The organism is Kitasatospora sp. NPDC058170, assembly GCF_042883905.1.
Classification (GTDB): domain Bacteria; phylum Actinomycetota; class Actinomycetes; order Streptomycetales; family Streptomycetaceae; genus Kitasatospora.
Genome location: NZ_JBHVUV010000007.1, coordinates 253,473 through 277,272 on the forward strand (window position 1 = coordinate 253,473; position 23,800 = coordinate 277,272).

Annotated in this window: 20 protein-coding genes and 1 pseudogene; 2 read left to right on the forward strand and 19 right to left on the reverse strand. The window is 70.3% G+C overall.

Going from position 1 to position 23,800, the window contains the following annotated elements; all coding sequences use genetic code 11:
* Positions 1-60: 60 nt before the first annotated feature.
* From ileS to ACFVVX_RS10825, 5 genes are all read right to left on the reverse strand, one after another.
* Complete coding sequence (ileS, locus tag ACFVVX_RS10805; protein WP_387943747.1) at positions 61-3,261, reverse strand: isoleucine--tRNA ligase; 3,201 nt, start codon at positions 3,259-3,261, stop codon at positions 61-63.
* Between the two features lie 398 nt (positions 3,262-3,659).
* The gene (locus ACFVVX_RS10810) at positions 3,660-5,438 is read right to left on the reverse strand and encodes an ABC transporter ATP-binding protein (RefSeq protein WP_387943749.1); all 1,779 of its coding nucleotides are present in this window, start codon (positions 5,436-5,438) and stop codon (positions 3,660-3,662) included.
* Positions 5,435-7,255, reverse strand: a complete 1,821-nt coding sequence (locus tag ACFVVX_RS10815; protein ID WP_387943751.1) for an ABC transporter ATP-binding protein — start codon at positions 7,253-7,255, stop codon at positions 5,435-5,437. Before ACFVVX_RS10815 ends, ACFVVX_RS10810 begins: the two co-directional genes overlap by 4 nt.
* Positions 7,256-7,385: 130 nt before the next feature.
* Positions 7,386-7,943 carry an NUDIX hydrolase gene (locus tag ACFVVX_RS10820; protein WP_387943753.1) on the reverse strand — a complete coding sequence of 186 codons (558 nt, stop codon included), beginning with the start codon at positions 7,941-7,943 and terminating at the stop codon, positions 7,386-7,388.
* A gap of 98 nt (positions 7,944-8,041) precedes the next feature.
* Positions 8,042-9,202, reverse strand: coding sequence for an iron-containing alcohol dehydrogenase (locus ACFVVX_RS10825; protein ID WP_387943755.1), 1,161 nt, complete (start codon positions 9,200-9,202; stop codon positions 8,042-8,044).
* A gap of 138 nt (positions 9,203-9,340) precedes the next feature.
* Here ACFVVX_RS10825 and ACFVVX_RS10830 point away from each other — a divergent pair, with 138 nt between their 5' ends.
* The gene (locus ACFVVX_RS10830; RefSeq protein WP_387943757.1) at positions 9,341-10,384 is read left to right on the forward strand and encodes a LysR family transcriptional regulator; all 1,044 of its coding nucleotides are present in this window, start codon (positions 9,341-9,343) and stop codon (positions 10,382-10,384) included.
* A 153-nt stretch (positions 10,385-10,537) separates the two neighbouring features.
* Positions 10,538-10,693 (forward strand): annotated as a pseudogene (locus tag ACFVVX_RS10835) (nitrate reductase); the annotation flags it as partial.
* A 144-nt stretch (positions 10,694-10,837) separates the two neighbouring features.
* On the opposite strand, the gene ACFVVX_RS10840 reads toward ACFVVX_RS10835, so the two are convergent.
* From ACFVVX_RS10840 to ACFVVX_RS10905, 14 genes are all read right to left on the reverse strand, one after another.
* The gene (locus tag ACFVVX_RS10840; protein WP_387943759.1) at positions 10,838-11,002 is read right to left on the reverse strand and encodes a hypothetical protein; all 165 of its coding nucleotides are present in this window, start codon (positions 11,000-11,002) and stop codon (positions 10,838-10,840) included.
* Positions 11,003-11,183: 181 nt separating this feature from the next.
* The gene (locus ACFVVX_RS10845; RefSeq protein WP_387943761.1) at positions 11,184-11,720 is read right to left on the reverse strand and encodes a M48 family metalloprotease; all 537 of its coding nucleotides are present in this window, start codon (positions 11,718-11,720) and stop codon (positions 11,184-11,186) included.
* 148 nt (positions 11,721-11,868) lie between these two features.
* On the reverse strand, positions 11,869-12,534 hold the full coding sequence (locus ACFVVX_RS10850) for an O-methyltransferase (RefSeq protein WP_387943763.1): 666 nt from the start codon (positions 12,532-12,534) through the stop codon (positions 11,869-11,871).
* A 48-nt stretch (positions 12,535-12,582) separates the two neighbouring features.
* A complete protein-coding gene (locus ACFVVX_RS10855; RefSeq protein ID WP_387943765.1) occupies positions 12,583-13,404 on the reverse strand; it encodes an aspartyl/asparaginyl beta-hydroxylase domain-containing protein in 822 nt (273 codons plus the stop codon).
* 28 nt (positions 13,405-13,432) lie between these two features.
* Complete coding sequence (locus ACFVVX_RS10860; protein ID WP_387943767.1) at positions 13,433-14,161, reverse strand: 2OG-Fe(II) oxygenase; 729 nt, start codon at positions 14,159-14,161, stop codon at positions 13,433-13,435.
* Between the two features lie 68 nt (positions 14,162-14,229).
* Entirely contained in the window at positions 14,230-14,592 is a 363-nt protein-coding gene (locus ACFVVX_RS10865) for a phosphopantetheine-binding protein (RefSeq protein WP_387943769.1), read from the reverse strand.
* Positions 14,585-15,895: a class I adenylate-forming enzyme family protein gene (locus ACFVVX_RS10870; RefSeq protein ID WP_387943771.1), complete on the reverse strand. Its 1,311-nt coding sequence runs from the start codon at positions 15,893-15,895 to the stop codon at positions 14,585-14,587. The genes ACFVVX_RS10865 and ACFVVX_RS10870 overlap by 8 nt, the downstream gene beginning before the upstream one ends.
* Complete coding sequence (locus ACFVVX_RS10875; RefSeq protein ID WP_387943773.1) at positions 15,888-17,180, reverse strand: MFS transporter; 1,293 nt, start codon at positions 17,178-17,180, stop codon at positions 15,888-15,890. Before ACFVVX_RS10875 ends, ACFVVX_RS10870 begins: the two co-directional genes overlap by 8 nt.
* Positions 17,177-18,181, reverse strand: a complete 1,005-nt coding sequence (locus tag ACFVVX_RS10880) for a radical SAM protein (RefSeq protein WP_387943775.1) — start codon at positions 18,179-18,181, stop codon at positions 17,177-17,179. Before ACFVVX_RS10880 ends, ACFVVX_RS10875 begins: the two co-directional genes overlap by 4 nt.
* Before the next feature lie 11 nt (positions 18,182-18,192).
* On the reverse strand, positions 18,193-19,410 hold the full coding sequence (locus ACFVVX_RS10885) for a hypothetical protein (RefSeq protein ID WP_387943777.1): 1,218 nt from the start codon (positions 19,408-19,410) through the stop codon (positions 18,193-18,195).
* A gap of 11 nt (positions 19,411-19,421) precedes the next feature.
* Complete coding sequence (locus ACFVVX_RS10890) at positions 19,422-20,321, reverse strand: hypothetical protein (RefSeq protein ID WP_387943779.1); 900 nt, start codon at positions 20,319-20,321, stop codon at positions 19,422-19,424.
* Positions 20,305-21,687 carry a B12-binding domain-containing radical SAM protein gene (locus tag ACFVVX_RS10895; RefSeq protein WP_387943781.1) on the reverse strand — a complete coding sequence of 461 codons (1,383 nt, stop codon included), beginning with the start codon at positions 21,685-21,687 and terminating at the stop codon, positions 20,305-20,307. The genes ACFVVX_RS10890 and ACFVVX_RS10895 overlap by 17 nt, the downstream gene beginning before the upstream one ends.
* A 135-nt stretch (positions 21,688-21,822) precedes the next feature.
* Complete coding sequence (locus tag ACFVVX_RS10900; RefSeq protein WP_387943783.1) at positions 21,823-22,116, reverse strand: hypothetical protein; 294 nt, start codon at positions 22,114-22,116, stop codon at positions 21,823-21,825.
* A 552-nt stretch (positions 22,117-22,668) separates the two neighbouring features.
* Positions 22,669-23,340: an HAD family hydrolase gene (locus ACFVVX_RS10905; protein WP_387943785.1), complete on the reverse strand. Its 672-nt coding sequence runs from the start codon at positions 23,338-23,340 to the stop codon at positions 22,669-22,671.
* Between the last annotated feature and the right edge of the window lie 460 nt (positions 23,341-23,800).

The following is a 23,800-nucleotide window of genomic DNA, read 5'->3' on the forward strand; positions in this document are numbered from 1 at the left end:
GGTAGGGCTCGACCGACCGGCGGCCCGGGGGGAGTTGGGGCCCCCCGGGCCGCCCCGCCGTCAGCTCCGGTGCAGGCGGACCTTCACCTGGCCGCCGTCCGCCACCGCGCCGACGAGCGTCGGCTCCGGGGCCTCGGCGTAGGCGACGGAGGTGGCCAGCACCTCCGCGGCCAGGAACGCCTCGTGGGCCCGCACCGCCGCCAGCACGCCGTCCGAGGCGTCCAGGGTGAGCGCGATCCGCTCGGACACGTCGAGGCCGGCGTCACGGCGGGCCTGCTGCACCAGCCGGACGACGTCCTTGGCGAGGCCCTCGGCCGCGAGCTCCGGCGTCACCGAGGTGTCCAGCACGACCAGCCCGGTGCTGTTCGGCAGCGCGGCGCTCTCGTCCGGGTCGGAGGCGACCAGGCGCTCGGTGAACTCGCCCGGCAGCAGCTCGATCCCGGCCGCGGTCACCCGGCCCTCGCCGTCCTGGCTCCACTCGCCCGCCTTGACCGCGCGGATCACCTTCTGGGTGTCCCGGCCGAGCCGGGGTCCGCAGGCCGAGGCGTTGACCGCCAGTTCGAACCGGCCGTGGGTGTCGACGTCGGTGGTGAACAGGACCTCCTTCACGTTGATCTCGTCGCGCAGGATGTCGGCGAACGGCTCCAGCCGGGCGGCGTCGGCGGCCGCGACGGTCAGCCGGGCCAGCGGCAGGCGCACCCGCAGGCCGCGGGCCTTGCGCAGCGACAGCGCGGCGGACGCGGCCTGCCGCACCCGGTCCATCGCCGCGACCAGCTCGGGGTCGTGCGGCAGTTCGTCGGCGGCGGGCCAGTCCGTGAGGTGCACCGAGCGGCCGCCGGTGAGCCCCCGCCAGAGCTGTTCGGTGGTGAGCGGCAGGACCGGGGCGGCCACCCGGGCGGTGACCTCCAGCACGGTGTGCAGGGTGTCGACGGCGTCCGCGTCGCCGTCCCAGAACCGCTTCCGGGAGCGCCGGACGTACCAGTTGGTCAGCACCTCGGCGTGGTCGCGGATCCGCTCGCAGGCGCCGGCGAGGTCGAGCGCGTCCATCGCGGCGGTGACGTCGTCGACGAGCGAGGCCGTCCGTGCCAGCACGTACCGGTCCAGCACGTCGGGGCTGTCGGTGCGCCGCACGCCGCTGCGGCCCGCCGCCCCGGCGTAGAGGGAGAGGAAGGACCAGGTGTTCCACAGCGGCAGGATCGCCTGGCGCACGCCCTCCCGGATCCCCTGGTCGGTGACGACGAGGTTTCCGCCGCGCAGGATCGGCGAGACGAAGAGGAACCAGCGCATCGCGTCGGAGCCGTCGCGGTCGAACACCTCGTTGACGTCCGGGTAGTTGCGCCGGGACTTCGACATCTTCTGGCCGTCGTCGCCCAGCACGATGCCGTGGGCGAGCGCGGAGGAGAACGCCGGCCGGTCGAACAGGGCCGTCGCCAGCACGTGCAGGGTGTAGAACCAGCCGCGGGTCTGCCCGTTGTACTCGACGATGAAGTCACCGGGGAAGTGGTCCTCGAACCACTCGGTGTTCTCGAACGGGTAGTGCACCTGGGCGAAGGGCATCGCCCCCGACTCGAACCAGCAGTCCAGCACCTCGGGGACCCGGCGCATCGTCGACCGCCCCGTGGGGTCGTCCGGGTTGGGCCGGGTCAACTCGTCGATGTGCGGCCGGTGCAGGTCGGTGGGGCGCACGCCGAAGTCGCGCTCCAGCTCGTCCAGCGAGCCGTAGACGTCGGTCCGCGGGTACCGCGGGTCGTCGGAGACCCAGACCGGGATCGGCGATCCCCAGTACCGGTTGCGGGAGATGTTCCAGTCCCGCGCGCCCTCCAGCCACTTGCCGAACTGGCCGTCGCGCAGGCTCGAAGGCACCCAGTCGATCTGCTGGTTGAGCTCCACCATCCGGTCGCGGACGGTGGTCACCCGGACGAACCAGGAGTCGACGGCGCGCTGCATCAGGGGGTTGGCGCAGCGCCAGCAGTGCGGGTACGGGTGGTCGTGGGTCTCGTGGCGCAGCAGCAGACCGGAGGCGTGCGGGGCGCCGTCCCGGAGGTCCCGGATGATGGGCCTGTTGGCGTCGAAGATCTGCAGGCCGGCGTACGGCGGCACGTCGGCGGTGAACTCGCCGCGGGTGTCGACCGGGATCACGACCTCGATGCCGGCCGCGTCGGTGACGGCCTTGTCCTCCTCGCCGAAGGCCGGTGCGAGGTGCACCAGCCCGGTGCCGTCCTCGACGGTCACGTAGTCGGCGGCCAGCACCCGGTGGGCGTTCTCCCGGCCGGTCAGGAAGTCGAACGGCGGGGTGTAGGAGAGCCCCAGCAGCTCGGTGCCCTTCAGCCGGCGCAGGACGGTCGGCTCCTCGCCCAACTCGCGGGCGTAGTGCGGGACCCGGGCCTCGGCGAGGACGTAGCGCCGCGCGCCGTGCCCGGCGTCGGTCTCCACCAGGACGTAGTCGATGTCGGGGTGGACGGCGACGGCCAGGTTCGAGGGCAGCGTCCACGGGGTGGTCGTCCAGATCAGCGCGTAGGCCCCGTCGAGCCCGCTGCCCGGCGCGCCGGGGGCGTCGGGGGCGTCGGGGGCGTCGGCGGGCACGGAGAGCCGGAGCCCGACCGTGACGGCCGGGTCCTGCCGGTCCAGGTAGACGTCGTCCATCTTGGTCTCGGTGGCCGACAGGGGCGTCTCGCAGCGCCAGCAGTACCAGAGCACCCGGAAGCCGGAGTAGACCAGGTCCTTCTCCCAGAGCTGCTTGAACGCCCACATGACCGACTCCATGTAGGAGAGGTCGAGGGTCTTGTAGCCGTGGTCGAAGTCGACCCAGCGGGCCTGGCGGGTCACGTAGTCGCGCCACTCCGCCGTGTACCGCAGCACCGAGGAGCGACAGGCCTCGTTGAAGGCCGCGACGCCCATCGTGTCGATCTCGGACTTGTGCTTGATGCCGAGCCGGCGCTCCGCCTCGACCTCCGCGGGCAGTCCGTGCGTGTCCCAGCCGAACCGGCGCTCGACGCGCTTGCCGCGCATCGTCCGGTAGCGCGGCACCGCGTCCTTGACGTACCCGGTCAGCAGATGGCCGTAGTGCGGCAGGCCGTTGGCGAACGGGGGGCCGTCGTAGACGACGTACTCGTTGCTCCCGTTCTCGCCGGCCGGGCGGGCCTCGACCGAGGCCGTGAACGTGTTGTCGGCCGCCCAGAAGTCGAGCACCTCGCGTTCGAGCGCGGGGAAGGAGGGATGGGCCGGGACGGCGGGGTAGGCGGTACCGGGACGGTCGTCCATGGTGTTGCTCCTCGTGCAGCGGGATCGAACCTTGCTGACACGGGGACGACGGCCCGGTCCGGGACGCCGCGGTACCACCCCGCTTGCCGCCCACGGATGGGCGACCTCTCGTAGGCGGCTGTGACGGGCCGCACCCGTCCGGTTCTACTCCGGGCCGGCGCGGCCCGTTTCTTCCGGAGGCTCCCCGGTGATGGCCGGATCGACGCCTGTGGAACTGTGCAGTTGTCGGTGCCGGAACTACCCGGCCGGGCATTTCCGGGTGACCCGGGCCGACCGGTCGGGTCGAATTCCCGGAATTCCTGCGCACAGGCTACCGCATGGCCGGTGTCCGACGTCACGATTTCCGCTGTGCTGACGGATCGACAGATCGGCTGTGGACATTGGTTCTTGAGTGCATGTCAGGTGACGTACGCGTTCGCCTGTCGCCGGTAGAGCTCGGCATAACGGCCCGACGCGTTCATGAGTTCGTCATGGGAGCCCTCCTCGACAATGCTGCCGCCGTCGAGCACGACTATCCGGTCGGTCATGCGGACGGTGGAGAACCTGTGCGAAATGAGAATTGCTATTCCGCCGCGTTCCGCGACCATTTCCCGTACCTGGTGGGCGAACCGCTGGAACAGCTCGTGCTCGGCCGCCGGATCGATCGCGGCGGTCGGCTCGTCCAGCACGAACAGCAGCGGATCGCGCCGCATCAGGCCCCGGGCCACGGCGAGTTTCTGCCCCTCGCCCCCGGACAGCTCGACGCCCTCGAACACCGGGCCCAACTGCGTCTCCAGACCGTCGGCGAGCCTGGCGACGAGCGCCGTGGCGCCGGCCCGGTCGATCGCGGCGCGGACCGCGGGCGGATCGTCGATCAGGGGCAGGTCGCCGAGCCCGACGGCCTCCCGGACCGGGGTCTGGAACCGGGTGAAGTCCTGGAACACCGCCGTGCACCGCGCGGCCCACTGCGCGGGGGCCAGCTCCGGCAGCGGGGTCCCGTCGACCAGGATCCGGCCGGACGTCGGTTCGGCGAGCCCGGTCAGCAGCTTGACCAGACTGGTCTTCCCGGCGCCGTTGAGGCCGACCAGACCCACCACCGTGCCGGGGGCCAGCCGCAGGTCGACACCGTCCAGGACCGGGCGGTCGGACCGGGGGTAGCCGAAGGTGACGCCCTGGAGCTCGATGCCCCGGGTCAGCCGGGCCGGCGCCGCCGCGGAGCCCCGGCGCGCCCGGGCCGCGTACTCGGTGAACCAGACGTAGTGGTCGATCGTGCGGGCGCTCTCGGTGAGCCGCCCGGCGCCGTACACGGCGATCGCCACCTGCTGGGTGAGCTGGCCCATCAGCGAGATCAGCATGACGATGTCCGCGGGCGTGGCCCGGCCCTCCTCGCGGAGGCGGACCAGGACGGTGAAGGCGGCCGCCATCGCCGCGAAGAAGCAGACCCAGCCGGTCAGTTCCCACCGCAGGCCGCGGATCCTGGCCCGGGACTCGGCCTGCCCGGCCCCCGCCCAGAGGTCCGCGGCGCGCCGGTCGAGCTCCGCCGCGCTGCCGGCGACCCGGACGTCGTTCGCGGGCGCCGGCCGGGTGCAGAGCTCGTGCAGCTCCCGCTCCAGCCGGGCCGCCGGGGCCGAGGCCTCCCGCGCCTCCCGGACCAGCCGCCGGGCCCGGGAGGTGCAGTAGAGCATCGGCGCGGCCGCGAGCATCACCGCGGGGAGGAACGGATCGACCTGGGCCAGCAGCCACACGCCGAGCGCCAGACCCAGCACCGCCCCGGCCGTCTCGGCGGCGAACCAGCAGGTCTCCGCCATGTCCCGGGTGCCCTGCCGCAGCCGCGTCAACCGGTTCGCGTACTCCGGGTGTTCGAGGTGCGCGATGGTCGGCACGTTCGCCGCCGCGGCCAGCACCTCCTGGTCGAGGTCGCGGGCGACGAGCTCGCCCAGATCCGCGCAGCGGAGCTGGCGCAGCCTGGTGAGCGCGCTCTGCGCGGTCATGACCGCGACGCCGAGCGCGGCGGCCGCCAGGACGGCGGAGGTCGAACCGCGGCCGGCGCCCTGCACGATCCAGCGCTGCGCCGCCGCCGTCCCGGCCAGCGAGGCCGAGGCCGCCAGGATCAGCAGGGCCACCAGGGCCACCCCGCCGCGGTCGGCGCGCAGCCCGAGCGCGAACAGGTGCCGCGCGGTGTGCCATCGCTTCGTCATGACGCGGCCGCCCCGGTGTCGAAGTGCTCCGCCTGGAGCCGGAAGAGGGCGGCGTAGACGCCGTCGCGGTCCAGGAGGTCGGTGTGGCGGCCGGACTCGACGATCCGGCCGTCGCGCAGGACGACGATCCGGTCGGCATGCCGGAGCGTGGAGAGCCGGTGCGAGATCAGCACGGCGGAGGCGTCCCCGATGGTCGTGGCGACCCGTTGGAAGAACTCCGTCTCGGCCCGGACGTCGAGATTGGCGGTCGGCTCGTCGAAGACGACCAGGCGGCGGCCGTGCGCCACTCCGTACAGCGCGCGGGCGATGACGACGCTCTGCCACTGGCCGCCGGAGAGGTCCCGGCCGGCCTCCCCGCCGCGCCACAGCACGGTGTCGAGCCCGTCCGGGAGGGCCTGCACCAGTGGTCCCGCGCCGGCGCGGTCGAGTGCGCGCAGGACGGCCGCGTCGTCGGCGGGCCGCTCGGGCGCGGCCAGCGCGACGTTGTCGCGCAGCGAGGCCGGGTACCGCAGGAAGTCCTGGAAGACCACGGCGAGCCGGCGGCGCCAGTCCTCGACGTCCAGCTCCGTCAGATCGGTGCCGGCCACGGTGATCCGGCCGCGGGTCGGGGTGTGCAGGCCGGCCAGGAGCTTGATCAGGGTGGTCTTGCCCTCGCCGTTGGCCCCGACGACGGCCAGCACCTCGCCCGGCCGGATCTCCAGGTCCAGGCCGTCGAGGATCTTCCGGGACGCTCCCGGGTAGCCGAAGGAGACCGCCTCGAAGCGGACCGGGCCCTCGGCCGGCCCGGCCGCGCGCCCCGGCTCCTGACGGGGCTCCGGGCTCGTGTGCTCCAGCCGGTCCAGGGCCCGGACGGCGCCGAGGCCGTGGGCGAGGTCCAGGTCCTGGCCGAGCAGCACGCCCATGCCCCAGACCGTCATGGCCGCGACCAGGCACGTCGCCAGCTCGCCGGCGTCCAGCAGGCCTTCGGCGGCGGCGGCGCCCGGCACGACGAGCGCGCCCGCCGCGGAGAGCGCGGCCAGGACGACGGGCGCCGTCTGCCGCCGGACGACGGCGCGCCGGGCGGCCCAGCGGACCGACATCCACGCGTGGTGCTCGCTCCGGCGGCGATCGACGATCCAGCCGGCCAGTCCGAACAGCCGGACCTCCTTGCCCGCCATCGGACCGGCCGCCACCTCGGACCAGTACTCGGTCTTCCGTTCACCGGCGATCGCGGCGTCCTCGACCGCCACGAGGTGCACCCACTGCTTCCTGACCACGGCCCGGTTGAGCATGGTCACCACCAGCAGGGGAGGGGCGAGCAGGGGCAGGTGCCACGCCAGGACGGCCGTCGCCGCGCCGGTGCCGACGAGCCGGGCGAGGAGGTGCACCTGCCCGGTGGTGGCCGTTCCGGCGGACCGGGTGCGCCAGGTGAACCCCAGATCGGTCGCCCGGGCGGCGTCGGCCGTGAAGCCGGGTTCCGACAGGTGGCTGATCTCCCGTGGGGCGACCGCCAGTTCGCGGACCCTTCGGCGCACGCCGCCGTCGATGGCCCAGGCCACCCGGTGCTCGAAGATCTGCTGGACCGTCGAGGAGGCCTGGAACAGCAGCATCGTGCCGAGGAGGCCGCCGAGTGCGAGGAACGCCTCCGTCGAGCCCGCCGAGCCCGTCCGGTCCCCGGTCCGTGCGACGGCCCCGACCAGTCGGCCGGCCGTCATCGCGGTCAGCGGGGCGGCCAGGACCAACAGGCCGGCCGCGCAGACGAGTCCGATCCGGTCCCGGCGCCGGGCGAGGCCGAGCAGCCGTAACAGCCGCAGGCGTTCGCGGATCAGGCCGCGCAACGGTCCGCGCAACGGTCCGCGCACTGGGCCGCGCAACGGGTCCGCCGCAACCCCACCCAAGGAGATCCCCCCGTCCCGTGACCGCTCACGTGATCGATCACGGGATTATGGTTCACCCCGTCGAACGCTGTCAATCCGTGGGTGGACGTCCGGTCGGTGCACGGCCGGTCGGCGGGTCTGTGGGTCTGTGGGTCGGTGGGTCGGTGGCGAGGAGATAGCGGCCGAACGCCTCCTGCCCGTCCGGGATGAAGAGCCACTGCCGCACGGCCTCCTGCAGCTCCGCCTCCGTCAGCCAGCCGTGCCAGGCGACCTCTCCCGGATCAGGCGTCACCTCGTCCGTGACCACGGCCTCGTGCACGCCGAGCCAGTACGGGCTGATCGCCCCCCGGCAGAGGAACTTGAACAGGAAGCGCACCGGTACGTGAATGCCCAGCTCCTCGGTCAGCTCCCGGGCCGCCGCCTGCTCATAGGACTCGCCCACGTTCACGGCTCCGCCGAACATCACCTCGTGGTGGCCGGGGAACCGGGACAGGTTGCCGGGCCGCCGGTAGACCAGTACGCGCCCCTGCCGGTCACGGCACACCGTCGTCGCGATGCGGTGCAGCCAGCCCCGACGGATGGCCTCACCGCGGTCCACCACCCCCAGCACCTGGTCCTGGTCGTCCACGCGCTCCACCGGTTCGTTCACGCCGCCCACGATCGCACGGCCCCCTCCCGGCCGGGCCGGTCGGCAGGACCATGCGGGCCGGTCGGGGCGGTCGGTAGGTCGGGCCAGGCGGCGGGGGATCAGGCGTAGACCCGGGCGTAGAGGTCCTGGATCTGGTCGGTGGTGGGCACGACGGGGTTGTTGGCGGGGGAGCCGGACGCCAGGGCCTGCTCGGCCATCAGGGGCGCCAGTCGGGTCCATTCCTTCCGGTCGATGCCGTAGCTGCGGGGCGTGGGCACGTCCAGGTCGTGGCAGAGGACGCGGAGTGCGTCGACGAGCCGGTCGGCGGCCGCGTCGTCGGAGTCCGCGGCGGTCGCGGCTCCCAGGGCGCGGGCGCAGTCGGCGTACCGGCCGGGCGCCGCGTGCACGGAGAAGGCGGTCACCGCGGGGAGGAGCATCGCGTTCGACAGGCCGTGGGCGACGTGGAAGTGGGCGCCGATCGGGCGGCTCATGCCGTGCACCAGGGCGACGCTGGAGTTCGAGAAGGCGATGCCGGCCTGGGTCGCGGCGAGCATCATGGCCTCGCGGGCCCGGGTGTCCGAGCCGTCCGCGTAGGCGGGGCGCAGGTGCCGGCCGATGGTGCCGATCGCGGTGAGGGCGAGGCCGTCGGAGAAGGGGTTGGCCTTGCGGCTCACGTACGCCTCGACGGCGTGGGTGAGCGCGTCGATGCCGGTGTCGGCGGTCAGCCGGGGCGGCATCGACAGGGTCAGTTCCACGTCGACCACGGCGGCGAGCGGCAGGAACGCCGGGCCCAGGCAGAGCATCTTCTCGTCCGTGCCGCTGTCGGTGATGACGGTGAACTGGGTCGCCTCCGATCCGCTGCCGGCGGTGGTGGGGACGGCGATCACCGGGAGGGCCGGCCCGAGGTTGACGCGCGGCGCCTTGTAGTCGCGCATGTGACCGCCCTGCACGCCCAGCAGGGCGAGGGCCTTGGCGCTGTCCATCGGGCTGCCGCCGCCGAACCCGATGACCGAGTCCGCCCCGTGGTCGTGCAGCGCCTCCAGGCCCGGGGCCAGCGAGTCGGTCGTCGGGTCGGGCACGGTGTCGGAGAACAGCCGCGGGTGCAGCCCGGCCCGGCGCAGCGTCGCCGCCAGGCGTTCCGCGGCGCCGCTCCCGACCAGGAACGCGTCCGTGACGAGGAGCGGGCGGCTCAGTCCGAGCCCCGCGATGACGCTGCCCAACTCCTCGGCGGCGCCGCGGCCGACGCGCATGATCCGGGGCAGGGACAGGCTGGCGACCATGGAGGACCCCTCGACGGTGGGAGGAACGGCGGCCGGGTGCGTCCGGCCCGGGCGGTTCGACTGTGGCGCCCGCGAGGCTGTGCGTTCAAGCGCCAATCGTGCAGACGGGGTGTGCGGAAATGCAGATACGCTGATCGGGTGCGTTCCCGTTCCCGCCCGGTCGGCGACGATCCGGCCCAGGCCCAGGCCCAGGCCCAGGCCCAGGCCCAGGCCCCGCTTCTGCGGGCGGACCGCGGCAGCCTGGATCCGCGGACACTCCGTGCGGACGATCTGCGCTACCTGCTCGCGGTCGCCCGTACGGGGCTTCTGGTGACCGCGGCCGACGCGCTGGGCGTGGACCACACCACCGTGTCGCGCCGCATCGCCGCGCTGGAGAAGAGGCTCGGAGTGCGGCTGATGGAGCGTGACGCGGAGGGCTGGGTCCTGACGGACGTCGGAAAGGCCGTCTCCGAGAGCGCCCGCGCGATCGAGGACGCCCTCGTCCGCGTCGTCGACGCGGTGTCCGGCCAGGACGCGCCGTCACTCCACGGCACCGTCCGGGTGAGCGCTCCGGACGGCTTCGGCACCGTCTTCGCCACCCCGGCCCTGGCCCGGGTGCGCCGGCGCCACCCCCGACTGCATGCCGAACTCATCACGGCGACCCGTCAGTTGAACCTGCGCCCGGCCGGCTTCGAGCTCGCCCTGACGATCGGCAGGCCGCCGCGGAGCCGGCTGGTGACCGAGCACCTCACCGACTACGCGCTGGGGTTGTACGCCAGCGACGAGTACCTCGCACGCTGCGGGGCCCCCGCCACGGTCGCCGACCTGCGGGAGCATCCGCTGGTCTTCTACATCGAGTCGATGCTCCAGGTCGGCGACCTCGACATCGAACGCCATCTGCCGGGCGTCACACCCGCGTTCTCCTCCACGAACGTCTTCGCCCAGCTCGAAGCCACCCGCCTGGGGGCCGGCATCGGTGTGCTGCCGGCCTTCCTCGCCGATCGGGCCCGGCTGCGGCGGCTGCTGGTGGACGAGGTCGACATCCGACTGCCGATCACGCTGGCCGTGCGGCGCGAGGCGGTGACCCAGCCCGCCGTCCGGGCCGTGCGCGACGCCCTGCACCAGGAGGTCGCCGACCGCGCCGCCGAGCTGCTCCCGGACGGATCCGGCCGGACGCCCCGGTCGGACGAGCGCCTGCCCTGACGGGCGCACGGGTGGCCGGCCGCCGGCTCCTGGGTCTGCTCCATGGACGAGGGCGCGCAGGTCAGGCGCGGGGGCGGTGACCGGCGGGAGGCCCGGTGACCAGGAGAATGGTGCGGACAGTCCCCCGGAAGTACAGAGAAAGCGAACCCCCACATGGATCTCGGCGTGCGCTGGAAGCTGCACGGTGACGGGCGTACGCCCGCACCGGGAGCGGTCGTCCGCCCCGACGAACGACTCTCCTGGCCCCGGACGGCAGGACTCGGCGCCCAGCACGTGGTGGCCATGTTCGGTGCGAGCTTCGTGGCGCCGGCGAATGCATGACGAGCCGGAGCAGATGCTACGCCGCCGGTGATCGGTGTCAAGCACGGTCGGCAAGGGCAGGGCGGATGAGGTCGCGCGATCGCCTGGCGCCTCCGCCGCACCGCGTTGCCGCCCGTCAGGTTGCTCGATCGCCTACGCCGCCCGCGCGGGAACGATCTCGTACTTGTCCGCCGACGGGGTTCCGCGCCCCCGCCGGACCAGCACCTGCTTCACCACCGTCCGCAGCAGCCGGTTCCGCTGGTCGGGGCTGGCGAGCTCCCATTCGGCGCGGATCCCGAGAAAACCCGCCGAGGGCACCTTCTGCCCCGCCCCGTGGACCTCGGCGGGCGCCCCGGCGGATCCGTAGGACCGGCGGTGCGGGGCATCGCGGAGACCGGTGTGATCGAGAGATCACCGGATGGAAGGTTTCGGGCAGCGGAGTGGGCGGCCCGGCCTCCTCGTTTCGGGGCCCGGCAGCTGCCCGTGGCGGCGTTCTTGGTCAGCTCGAGGAGCGCTTCCAGGTCGTGCGCGGGTTCGGCCGCGCACAGTGCGGTCTCCACTGCAAGAGTCGCGAGCGCGGCGATGGACCGCATGTGGCGGCGCGGGGCGGGGGTGAGCAGGGAGGTGACCCGGCGTGGTACTGGGTCGAGGCCGCTGGAGTGAGCGCGCCCCAGGTCGCCGAATCGGGCGAGGATGCCGAGTGCGGCGGCCGGGATCCAGCTGCGGGCGCGGGTGCGGCGGGCGGTGAGGTGGCCTTGCAGATGGTGCGGGCGACCTGTCCGCGGTCGCCGATGATGGTGGCGGCGCTCCCGTCGGCCCTGCGTTCGACGGTGAATGTGACGGTCGTGGCCAGCGGGCGCAGCAGAGGGTTGGCGGCGGCGAGTTGGGCGAGGACGACGAACAGGTAGTGGTGGTGGGTGAGGTGGGCGGGCTCGTGGGCAAGCAGCGTCTGGTGTTTGGCAGGGGCGAGGGCGTCGAGCATGTCGGCGGAGACCACAATGCGGCCGGGGCGCCCGGGCTCGTTGACATCTCGCACGTAGGTCAACGATGCCTGTCGCCATTCGCTATTGCTGACTACGTGACATATCTGTCCTTTTCGGCTGGGACCAACCGGGCTCGACGATCTGACGGCCCCGACGGAAGGCTCTGACTGAACAGCCAGGGCGCCCCGCCGGGGCCGAGTGTCAGCGGATTCGTGCGACGAGCATGCCGTCGTGCCCTCGTTTGCCGACCGTCTGAAAGACCACTCCATCGACGTGCTCGGCGCTGCCAACCAGTTCCAGCACCTGTTGCGTGGCGCGGACGGCTTCGTTCGGATTCTCGACGTTGCAGACCTCGCCGGACCTCACCGCGTTGTCGATGACAATGACGCTGCCCGAACGACCGAGCCGAAGGCAACTCTCGAAATAGACCAGGTTGTTGTGCTGGTCGGCATCGATGAAGAAGAAGTCGAATGGTGCCGCTTTCTCCTCGACAAGCAGCGTGAGTTGGTCGGCCGCGTTTCCGATGCGGACCTCGACGCGGTCGGCGAGGCCGGCCGCCCTGATGTTCCCTATGGCCACCGCGGCGTGTACCGGATTGTTCTCGATGGTCACCATCCGTCCGCCTGGCGGCAGGGCCTTTGCCAGCCACAGGGCGCTATACCCTCCCAGGCTTCCTACCTCGAGGATCCGGCGGGCTCCGGTGATTCTGGCGAGCAGACTGATCTGCTGGCCCTGAAGCGCCGACACGTTGATCGGCGCTAGGTTCGCCTCATCGCTGACACGCACCGCCCGCTCCAGATCAGCGTCGGGCGGACACAGCAGTCCGCACAGGAACTCCTCGGTCTCGGACCAGATTTCGAGCGTCATGTCAGAAATCACTCCATGGGGAAGACAGCAAGGGAAGCGGATCCGGCATCAGGCAGCCACCTGGTGGGCCCAGAAATGCCGTGAGTACATGCGTCGCCAGATGTCCATCATGTGCGTCAGCGCCGTAATCTCGGGTGCCGTGAGGTCGGGATGCCAGAAGTCGAGAAGCAGTACCGTCCGGCGATCGCTCCCCTGGTTCCACACCTCGTGTTCGTAGGAGTCATCGAAGACGAGGGCCTTGCCCTCATCCCAGCTCCGTTCCTCGTTGGCCACACGGATGCGGGAACCCTCCGTGTTGATCAGCGACAGGTGGCACCGGAGGTGGGCATTGGTGAACCCGGAGTGCGGTGCGATGTGCGTGCCGCCCAGGACGGTGGAGAAATAGGTCATCCCGCTGTTGGTCCCACCCGGGATCGCGGACAGGGTCTTAAGCGTCTGCGTGAACGCCGGGAGGTTCCTGGCGTACGGCCTGCCGATGCAGGCCAGGTAAAGCGCCCGCCACTTGCCGTCCTCCGCGAGTCCTGTCGGAGCTGGCGCGGTGTGGTCCACGTCCTGGTCGAAGGCCTGGAACTCTCCGCGGATCACTGGCGCAGCGGCCTCGAGGTCGTCGATCCATGGGAAGTCGTCGCGGCTCCACCACGGCCGGGCGGTGAGGCCGGGGAAGAAGACCTCCGGTGACTGGTCCCCCCCGACCTCGCTTATCCGCTCCTGGGCGGTGATCTCCAGCCCTTCACGGATCCGCTCGACCTGTCTCGGATCGACCTGCCCGAGCGCAAGCCAGCGCTCGAACTCCCGGGGCCCTTCAGTGATCCACGGTTTGTCCATAGCCTTGGTTTTCCAATCCTGACAGAGTGTGACGGCGCCGAGCATGTTCCTGGAACGAGCCCTGGGGAGGGCTTCAGTCCAGGCCGAGCACGGACACCAACCGCTCGAGGTTGCTGTTGTCGGCCTGCTGCTGCTTCTCGGGCGGGTTGATTCCGACGAAGCCGGTCATCGTCTGCCGGACGTTCTCCCCTGCGGTCCGGTCCACCCGCTGGATGCAGTGGATGGTGCCCTCCTTGATCAGGACCAGCCGGTTCGGCTTGGGCACGATGGAGGTCAGCGCGTGCGACGCTGCGCCGGCCTTTGCCTCGACGGCCTCCAGCGGGGACATGCCTGTGGTGTCGATCTCGACGGTCTCCGGATCGGCGTCCAGAAGGGTGAGGTCACCGGCCCAGGAGGCGTTCCACTCCTCGTGCAGGAAGAAGACGAATTCTCCCCGCGCGTCGACGTCGTTGTGCCAGCCGAGCCGGCTCCCTGCGGGGTACTGCCAGAAGCTGAACCCGACGACCGTCCAGTCCTCCCCGGCCACCCCGAACATGTCGCGGCGCGAGTGGAGCTCCTGGAGGACCGCGTCGTAGGCGTTCGGCATGCCTACGACCTCGGTGTCCTCGGACAGCAGCACCGCGTCCTGGCGGAGCAGCGCGCCCCGGGACCGGTGGGCCAGCCCGTCCGCCTCCGCGTTGACGACGCTGGCGACCTCGTGGAACTGCCGCCGCCGCGCCAATGCCCGGATCTCTTCGAGGTCACCCTCGGGCAGGAAATCGTCGATCACCCGGAACCGCTCGCCACTGGCTGCGAGTTTCATGAATGCACACCTCTCTCTTGGACGTGTTCCGCTTCTTGGATCGTGGGTACTGCGTCTTCCGTCCGGCCTCAGCCCTGACTACGTCGGCAGTCCGCCAGCGCGTTGGCCAGGCCGAGCACCGTGTGCGACGCCTGGCTCGTGACGACCTCGTCGGGGAAGAGCGTGTCGTGTTCCTCCTCAAGCAAGGTCATCACCTCCAGCCAGGTCAGCGAGTCGATCCCGAGTTCTGCGGACGAGGTCTCCAGCGCGTCGCCGCGGGCACCGAGTCGGGCCCGGAGCGACGCCAGGGAGGCCTCGTCCGCCCCGGCGTTCCCGGCGGCCGTGAGGACCGCGCCGATCACCACGCCCACCCAGTCCTCGGCTGCCGGCGGAACCGTCCACCCGCTGTCCGATTCGGGGGCGCCAGCCGGCCGTACCGCCATGTCATCCATCCCCCGTGATCCCTTCCGTGAGTGCCGTCCGGTCGAGCTTCCCGAGGCCGGTCCGCGGCAGCTCGTCGACGATTCGAAGACGTGGCGCGAAGTCGTCAGTGGTGGTGGAGTGCAACGCCCGCTCGGCCGACTTCCGGTCGACCCGGGATCCGGCCACCACGGCGAAGACGTCCTCGAACTCGGTACGGCCAGCCCGTGGGAGCACCACGAAGGCCACCTCGTCCACGCCTTCAACCGCGCCCAGCGCCGCTCTGACGGGGCCGGTGTCGAGGAACTTCCCGTTGGCCCGCAAGGCCCCGGGTTTGCGTTCGACGAACCGGACCTGGCCCGAGGCGTCGCGTTCGACGATGTCACCGGTGTCCCACCGCAGCGAGGTCCGGACGGGCTCGTCGGCATGGCCGAGCACAGGGGTCCCGGTCCGGACCACCAGCTCGCCGCACGCCCCGACCTCGGGCTGGACGATCTCGACGGAGGGGATCGGCCGGCCAAGGCCCTGCGGACCGATGAGGATCCCACCGGTCTCGCTCGATCCGTAGCCCCTGGTGACTGGGACTCCGAACCGGGCCACGCACGCCGCGTCCAAGCCGTCCGGGACCAGCCCCGCGCCGGCCAGGATCGCCCGCGGACGGTTGTCGCCGCGCCGTCCGGTGCGGGTGAGTAGGCCCAGCAGGGCAGGGGTCACGGCCAGCTTGGTGGCCGACCCGCGGTCCAGGTCCGCGGCGACGCTGGCCGGTGTGGAGAAGGGACGGATATCGAGCCGGCAGCCCGACAGCAGCGCACCGATGGCGACCCCGGAGCCGAACGAGTGGGCCACCGGTACTGGAACGCGGACCGTGTCCGTGGCGTCCAGCCGAAGCCCCTCGCGGTAGCCGACGTGCTCCGCCAGGAGGCTGTCGACGCTGCGGCGGGCGAGCTTGGGTTCGCCGGTGGAGCCGGAGGTCTCGTGCACCAGCGCTAGGGCCTCGGGTACCGGCCCGGTCGGCTCGTCCCGCCGGGGCGCCGTGGGTTGGACGGTCCCTTCCGCGGTCGCGACGAAGGTCGCGGCGCAGGTCCGCACCCCCTCCGGTGCGCGGGGGGTGACCCAGGCGGCCGCTCCGATGCTCCAGCACGCGACCACGGCGGCCAGCAGGCCGTCCGGCGAGAGGCCGGTCAGCAGGACTAGGTCGCCGTCGCCCACTCCGGCGCGCCGGTACCACCGCGCGCACCGGTCGATGCGGGCCGCGGTGGCCTCCGGGCCGGACCCGTCGAGCCGTCCACCGGCGGCCAGGACCGCCCCGGCCAGCTGCCGGCGCGCCTCAGACATTCTGCAGGGGAGCCGACGCCGACGGGGTCGTCTCCTGGATCAGCCTGTCCATGCCGATGATGGGAAGGGCCGTCAGGAACGACCCCACCACGCCGATCCACATGCACGCCACGACCCCCAGGTGGGAGCCGAGCCAGCCAGCCAGGATCGCCGCGAGCGGCATACTGCCCCAGATGACGAAGCGGATCGACGCGTTCATCCGGGCCAGCATGTCCTTGGGGCAGGTTCGCTGCCGTACGCTGACCTGGGTGATGTTGAAGGTCACCGCGCTCCAGGTCATGCCGAATTGGCCCAGGGTGAGCAGGGCGACCGGCAGCGCCGCAGACGCCCCCTTCAGGGACCCGGCGATCGGGAAGGCCACCATGGAGAGGCCGGCCAGCAGCAGCCCGACCGCCATGACCGTACCGGCACTCAGCCGGGCACGGATCCTGGGCAGGGTAGCCGACGCCACCAGGCCACCGAGCGTGCCGACGCCGAGCACGACGCCCATCATGGTGGTCCCGAGGCCCAGTTCGGTGAGGATGAGCAGAGGGGTGAGCGTCATGACGATCGTGGCGAAGAAGTTCGACACCCCGACCGAGACGCACAGTCGCCGCAGCACCGGGTTACCGATGACGAACTGGACGCCGGCGCGGATGTCCTGGGCCAGCCGGGAGCGCTCACCCTTCTCGTTCGCGTGGTGCGGCTCTGAGTCCTTGACGGTCGCGAGGAAGCTGGCACACACCACGTATGCGACCGCGTCGACGACGAGCACCACCGGGGCGCTGACGACTTTGAGCAGCAGCCCGGCGAGAGCGGGCCCGCCGGCAGCGGAGACCTGGGCTGAGGCCTCCAGCCGCGCGTTGGCCGGTTCGATGGCCTCGTCGGGCACGATGAACGGCACGTACGACTGATAGGCCACATCGAAGAAGACCGAGGCGATGCCGACGACGATCGCGGCACCGTACAGCCACCCGAGGGAGAGCCGATCGGCGGCCCACAATGCCGGGATGGTGGCCAGAACGAGAGCACGAACCACCGCCGACCTGATCATCATGGCCCGTTTCGGCCTGCGATCGACCCACGCGCCCGCGGGGAGACCGACCAGGAGGTAGCAGACCGTGAGGGCCGCGGTCAGATAGCCGACCTCGGAGGTCCCCGCGTGCAAGGTCTCGATCGCGATGACGGGCAGCGCGACGAGGCCGAACCGCTGGCCGAGCTGGGAAGTGGACTGGGCGGCCCAGAAGCGGAGGAACCTGCCGCTGTTCACCCCGGCGGCAGGCGCGCCGGACACGGGCGTGCTCACCGGGCGACTCCCGTGCTCGTCGACTCCTGCTCGATGAACACCGAGCCCCGCAGTTCGAGCCCGGAGGACTCCACCAGATCCCGTACATGGCCGAGTGTCACGACGAACCGATCCTTACCGTAGATCAAGTAGCGCTTCTGGTCGCCGGCACCGGAGAAGTTGACAGTCATGACGTTCGCGCCCGCGTCGAGCCCGCGCGACTGCCCACCGCCGCCCACCCGCTCCAGCGCGCTGACCGAGGGGATCAGCAGGTGCGGGAAGTTCAGGCGGAGCAGGGCGATCACGTTGAGCGCCAACTCGTTGTCGCCAATAGGCTCAAGGCTCATCGGTGTGTTCGGAGCCGGAATGAACGGGCTCACGCTGCACATGTCCGCGCCGATCTCACCCGCCAGCTCGATGTCGTCGACGATGCTGTCCAGGCTCTGTCCCGGCAGACTGGAGATGAGCCCGGTGCCGATCTTGAAGCCAACCTCCTGAAGGTCCCGCAGGTGCCGCAGGCGACTGTCCAGGGTCTCGTGACGGATCATCAGATGCAGATCCTGATCACTGGTCTCGTGCTTGAGGATGTAGCTGGTGGCGCCGAGCGCGTGTAGCCGTTCGTACTGCGCGCGCTTGAGATTGCCGACGTTCAGGAGCACTTCGACCCGGTCGTCGTACAGCTGGCGGATCCTCGGAATCGCGTTCTCCAGGATCGGAAGCACCGACGGGGTTTCGCCGCCTTGCAACAGGATGACGTCGATCCCGCTGTCCCGGATCACCTCCGCGATTGAGACGATCTGGTCGGCCGTCAGAAAGAAGGTATCGTTCTCACGGACGTTGTCGCGACGCATCGGGCAGTAGTCGCAGTTCACCCGGCACACGTTGGTCAGCTCGATGACGCCACGTAGGACGACAGTCGCCCCGAATTGCTCATTCCGAATCCGGCGGCTCTCCGAGAAAAGCTCCTCCTGTTCCTGGCCGCGTGCCACCAGCAGTCTGTGCATCTCTTCACGGGTCAGCAAAACGTGCCTTCTCACTCGTCGATCTCGGGTGTTTCCACATCAACAACCATGTGCGCCAAGCGGCCGGTGTCCGAGTCAGACTCGGCAAAGGTGGTGACCGTGTCTGTCAGGGACGGTCGAAAGTCGACTGCCTGGTCGCTCCCGTTGACCGTCACCACCAGCCGGCCGGGGTCCACCAGCCGGTCGCTGAGGAACAGTCGCACCCGGGAACAGCCCGCAGTTCGGACGTCCAGCCGCGAGCGGTCCACGGCCCGGGCCTCGACGAAGGCCGTCCGCCCGGCTGCGATGCCGTCCACCGCCACCCAGTGCGCCCTCCCGTGCTCGCTCTCGCGTGCGTGGTGGCGGACCCGGCCAGGCCAGGAGGTGCGGCGTGCGGAGCGGTAGCACCGAACCACGTCATCGAACTGCGGGGTCCCCGGGAGCAGTCGCATGGTGCTCAACTTGTGCTCGCCGTCGGGCACCTCGATGAACGAGAGTTCCTGGTGTCCCCGGCGCCTCAGCTGGGTCACCGCGTCCTGGTCGAGGATTGGTGGGATCTGCTGGTCCCGGTTTCCGTGGACCACGGCGAACGGCAGGTTCACCAGGTTGGGCAGCAACTCGCGCATGGCTTGGTCAGGTCCGAACATCTCCCACATCGAGGGCGCCCCGTTGATGGAAGTCGCCATGCTGAGAGAGTCCCAGCGCCGCATAGCGATGCTCCAGGTGGCGATGCCACCCATCGAGGAGCCCATTAACGCGCAGCGGTCCGTGTCAACGGCCAAGTGCTCCCTTGCCCAGCGAAGCGCCTGCGCAGGGTAGTCTCCCGGATCGGTCGTCCAGCGGTCGTCGCGGAACCGGCTGCCGAAGAGGCCGGCCAGGTCGAAGTTGCTTCGCTTGGTGACCGGTTGTCGGGCGGTCGGGCAAAGCAACAGTGCGCCGCACGCGTCGGCGAACGGGCGCAGGTAGGCGTCCAGCTCGGCACCGGAACTCCCGACGCCATGCAGCCCTACGATCACGCCCGGCGGACGGTCCGTGCGCGGCGGGGGAACGTACAGGGTCATGTTCGTCGGCCGCCCCCACGCGTCCGACAACTCCACGGTCTCCGCTCTGCTCGACTCGGCCCCGCGGTTCGCGGCGGACAGCAGGGCTTCGAGATCGCGTGGGCTGAGCCCTTGCCGCCGGAACAGCGCGGCGGCCGTGGCGGGCGCCTCGGTCAGACAGATCCGGCGCGCCTCTTGCGGTCGGGTCACGGGTGTGCGAGTCATGGCCGCGCGGCCCCGCTGCGTCCGAGAGCCGCGCGGCGTTCGACAGTCGAGCCGTCCGTGGAGCCGGACTCGAAGTGGAGCACGCCCAGGTTGACTGGGGAGCGGCTCAGCCGCTTCACGCCCGCCTTGGCCAGGGACAGTGCGGTCAGGATGTCAGCCGCCTCGAAGAGGACTTCGAGTGCGGTCGCCCCGGTCACGGCGGCCGTCTCCGCGGCGGCCTCGCGGAGCACCTTCAGGTCGTCGACCGAACGGCAGGGGTTGCCGCTCAGCACCAACCGGGAACGGTCCAGGATCCAGCCGACCCGGGTGCCGTCCGGGTTGTCCTGTTTGATGCCGAGCAGTTCCCCGACGGCGGGCGCCCCCTCGCCGGGGAGCGGCACGGTGAAGGTGCCGGCGTTCGGTCGGGGCAGCCCGGAGCCGGTGCTGGGGGCCCTGTCAGAGCCGGCCGTGTCACCCGCGGCTGGGAGCGGAACCAGGAACCGGTGCAGCAGCGGCCCGACCGGACGGATCCGGAGTCGGGCGGCCAACTGGGCCTCCGGCTTGTTCCGTTCCATCCAGGCGAGGACCCCGGCGTATCCGGCCTGCCGGGCCCAGTCTCTGATGGCGAAGGCCGCGCCGACGGCGGCGCTGACACCGCGGTGGCCATCGTCGACGAAGACCCCCTTCAGCAGGAGATGCCGGTGCCAGCGCATGCCGCGGTGCACTGCAGCCAACGTGCCGTCCGCACTGAACAGGCCCATCCAGCAATAGTCGTCGGGGGCTGCCAGCTCTCGTTCGACGACTGCCGTATCGACGTCCTCGAACGAGCAGAGCCGCGCGGCCGCTTCGGCGTCCCCAGTCCGGAGCCGTCGGGCCGCCAGGCCCGCCTCCGGGGCCGGCTCAGTGGTCGCAGCCATTGCCACCGCCTTGGCCCGCCAGCGCGAGGAAGGTGGTCCCGGTTGGCGGGGTGACCGCTGGCGCAGACAGCACCCTGGCCATCTTCCGGGCCGCGGCCCGGCCGGCCATCAGGTTCATCATGAGCTGTGGCGTGACGAAACGGGAGTCCAAGTCCTGGATCACCCAGTTGAAGACGTCGAAATCGAAGGGGTAGAAGGCCGGATAGAGCAGTTGGTCGTCGGTCATTCCGAGGTCGCGGGCGAGCGCGGTGGCCGGCAGCACCCGGTAGCCGACGTGCATCACCAGTTCGTCGTCCCGGAGGTTCTCGTTGATGAATTCCGCACTGTTCCGGATGGACTCTCTGGTCTCCCCGGGGCCGCCGAACACGACGTTCACCCGCACCGGCAGATCGTTCTTCCGACTGCGTTCCAGGAAACGCAGTACATGCCGGGTGTCGAAGCTCTTTCCGAGGTTTCTCATCACCCGGTCGTCGAGACTGTCCGGGGAAACCACCACGGCTTCGACGCCGCTCCCCTGAAGCATTTCGCCGAACTCGTCGTCAAAGGGTTTCGGAGTGAAATAGGCCGACCAGCTGAGCCCGTCGAGGGCGAGCTCCCGGACCAGGCCGACAACTTCCTTGGCGTACCGTAGCTCGCTGTTGAATATCCCGTCCGTGAAGAAGATCCTCCGGAATCCCTGGCGGTGGATCCCCACGATCTCCTCGGCCAGGATCTCCATTGGTTTGAGATCGCCCGCGTTCTCGCCGTCGATATAGGCGTACGGGCAGTAGCCGCAGGTCTGGTAGCAGGTCTTCCGGCGGGTCTCCACGCCGATCATCGCCCGATGGGCGTTCGTGTACGCCGCCATCAGCGAGGATGGGTGCCGCAGGGTGTCGGTGAGGAATCCGCAGTGCCGACGACCCTGGACCGTTGACCCGCGCCCCTTGAAGGACAGGGGGTCGTTCGCGACATCCAGGATGGCCTGCTCCCCGGGACCTATGACGCCGACGTCGAGCCCCAGCCGGTCGACGAGCAGGCTGCCGAAGAGGCTGAACCCTGGCCCCCCGCCGACCAGCACCGGGTCAAGGCCGCGGCGGTCGAGTTCTGTCCGGACCCGGTCCGCGAAAGCGATGTATTCGTCAACGTGAGTGTTGCAGGTGATGTCGATGGGATCGATGTTCCTGATGGTGAACCCGATGACGTCCCAACGGCCGTCAAGCCATTCGAGGTCGTCCAGACTCGCCGGCGACTCGACGAAGTCCACCAGCCGTGTCACATGACCCGCACGGTCCAAGGCGTCCTGGACGCAACGGAGCCCGATGGGGAAGATCGGCTGGTTGCCAGGCATCGGAAGGCTGGCCAGGTTCACTAACACCACGCGTGACATGCGGCACCTCTTCGCCGGAAATGAGCTGGGGCACGAGGACTGACCGAGGGACAGCCCGCACGCCCCAGCCAAAGAGTCGAGCAACGGGTCGATGCGTCTAGGCATTGCTCAGACGCACCGACCCGGCCTTGTGGGTCAGCCGCAGGACGGCACGCTCATCGTGATGAGGAAGTCCGAGTCGACCAGGTCGAACAGCTCCTCACACGCCTTGTCGAAACGCTCGGAGTCGACGAGCATCAGCAGCTCCATCGACTCCTTCTCGATGACGAGCCCGGCGCCGGCGAGGGTCTCCCGCGGCTTCTCCTTCAGGGCCGTGGCGAAATCCTCGTCGAACCCGAGACGCGCCACGAGCGCCTCCAGCGTCTGCGCGGCCTTCTCGGCCCCTGCAACCTGCTCGGCGGTGAATGTGCTTGCGATGGTCTGAACCATTACCACATCTCCTTTGTCGAGGTCGATCAGCCACTAACGATCGACACCATGAACATATCAAGGCACTCAAGATCCTGTCAGCCGTATTCAGAAACTTGGTACGCGAGCAACCCAGCAGCCCGCCCATCCGCGGCCAATTCGCCTTGACTCGGCAAAAGAGGCCGATCAAGCAGGACTGTGCACTAACTGGAGACAATCGGCAATGCGATGACAAAAGGGGCATCGCGCTCGATCGCGACAGGCTGCTACCGGAGGCTCCTATCAGCTCTGCGGCGCCATCCGGGAAAGCAGAAGCCGGGCGCGGGGACGCCGGCCGCCAGCTCAACAGCCCGCTGGGACCGGCTCAACACTTCTGCCGGGCGTGGAATCGTTTAAGTCCGTAGATTCCGGGAAGGCTCGGACCGAGGTGCAACACAAGCAATTGCCGAGCTCTGGTGCGGCGCGGGATTTCGTGGGGCTGTTCTACTGCGTCTCTCTGAACGGCCCACCGGGAACGGACCGGAACAGTACGTGCAGGGCCGCACGAGTATCGGCATCCGCGCACGGCTGTGCTCACAGCCGGTGCCGCGATGGCAGCCGGGCCAGCAGGTCGGGATTCGATCCTACGACGACTGGGTGCCCGACGGCGCTCAGCATCGGCAGATCGGAGATGTGATCCCCGTAGGCGTAGCATTCCGCGGGGTTGAGGTGCGGATAGCGGGTGATCGTCGAGTGTACGGCCGCCGCCTTGCCGGAGCCGACCACGGGGTCGCCGAGGATCCGCCCGGTCAGCTCACCGTCGCACTCCTCGGGCCGGGTGCACAGCACGTGGTCGGCTCGGATATCCCGTGCGATCGGGTCCAGCAGTGCCGGAAGTGACCCAGAGACCAGCGCGATGGCAGCTCCGTCCGCCTGATGTCGTATCAGGGCCTCGCGAGTGGATGTCAGATAGAAGGAGCCGTTCGCCGAGCGCTCTGCGAACCAGCGCTCGCCCCATCGCGCCACGTCCTCGGCCTGCTCGCCGGCCCAGGCCTGGAAGTAGGTCCGGTTGGTCTCCTCCCGCGGTATCCCCCGAGACCCCTGTTCCAGCAGGGACTCGCGTATCTGCCGGGCTCTGGCGGTGCCGGTCGCGCCGTGGCGTCCGGTCATGTAGTAGTCGAGAAAGTCGAACATGCTTCTGCAGTTGATTAGCGTCTCGTCCACGTCGGTGAAGACCAGACGGGTCGGCAGGACGGCTGTGTCCATGGGCACTCCCGGGGCAGGGCGATGCTCGGCGAATTCTGATTGGTGAGCGGGCGGAACGGCTGGGCGGTGGTGCATGAAGGTGGTATCCGCACCGGGGCACGCTGTCGACCGGCCCCTTTCGAGTGGCAGGCTTCGGGTGGCGCGTCACCTGGATCGCAACTGGAGCGCTGCCGGAACCCGGGCGCAGGAGTGGTCCACAGTTGCCGCACATCACCAGATCGCCCTGATAGGTGCCGACCTTACTCATTGGGCCGGCATCACCGCCCGCTACGAGAACACCTTGACCATCCAGTCGGCCGACATGCACGTCACGGACATTTCCCTTCTGGCCCGCCCCCCATCCAAACCAAACGGCCTAAACGTCGAGGAAGCGGACGTCCTTGGCGTTGCGCTGGATGAAGGAGCGGCGGGCCTCGACGTCCTCGCCCATCAGGACGGAGAAGAGGTCGTCGGCGCGGGC

What these genes read in the sequence shown, in the direction of transcription:
- ileS (WP_387943747.1), bottom strand. Translation starts at nt 3,261, where the DNA reads ATGGACGACCGTCCCGGTACCGCCTACCCCGCCGTCCCGGCCCATCCC.
- ACFVVX_RS10810 (WP_387943749.1), bottom strand. Translation starts at nt 5,438, where the DNA reads ATGACGAAGCGATGGCACACCGCGCGGCACCTGTTCGCGCTCGGGCTG.
- ACFVVX_RS10825 (WP_387943755.1), bottom strand. Translation starts at nt 9,202, where the DNA reads ATGGTCGCCAGCCTGTCCCTGCCCCGGATCATGCGCGTCGGCCGCGGC.
- ACFVVX_RS10850 (WP_387943763.1), bottom strand. Translation starts at nt 12,534, where the DNA reads ATGACGCTCGAAATCTGGTCCGAGACCGAGGAGTTCCTGTGCGGACTG.
- ACFVVX_RS10855 (WP_387943765.1), bottom strand. Translation starts at nt 13,404, where the DNA reads ATGCTCGGCGCCGTCACACTCTGTCAGGATTGGAAAACCAAGGCTATG.
- ACFVVX_RS10860 (WP_387943767.1), bottom strand. Translation starts at nt 14,161, where the DNA reads ATGAAACTCGCAGCCAGTGGCGAGCGGTTCCGGGTGATCGACGATTTC.
- ACFVVX_RS10865 (WP_387943769.1), bottom strand. Translation starts at nt 14,592, where the DNA reads ATGGATGACATGGCGGTACGGCCGGCTGGCGCCCCCGAATCGGACAGC.
- ACFVVX_RS10870 (WP_387943771.1), bottom strand. Translation starts at nt 15,895, where the DNA reads ATGTCTGAGGCGCGCCGGCAGCTGGCCGGGGCGGTCCTGGCCGCCGGT.
- ACFVVX_RS10890 (WP_387943779.1), bottom strand. Translation starts at nt 20,321, where the DNA reads ATGGCTGCGACCACTGAGCCGGCCCCGGAGGCGGGCCTGGCGGCCCGA.
- ACFVVX_RS10895 (WP_387943781.1), bottom strand. Translation starts at nt 21,687, where the DNA reads ATGTCACGCGTGGTGTTAGTGAACCTGGCCAGCCTTCCGATGCCTGGC.
- ACFVVX_RS10900 (WP_387943783.1), bottom strand. Translation starts at nt 22,116, where the DNA reads ATGGTTCAGACCATCGCAAGCACATTCACCGCCGAGCAGGTTGCAGGG.
- ACFVVX_RS10905 (WP_387943785.1), bottom strand. Translation starts at nt 23,340, where the DNA reads ATGGACACAGCCGTCCTGCCGACCCGTCTGGTCTTCACCGACGTGGAC.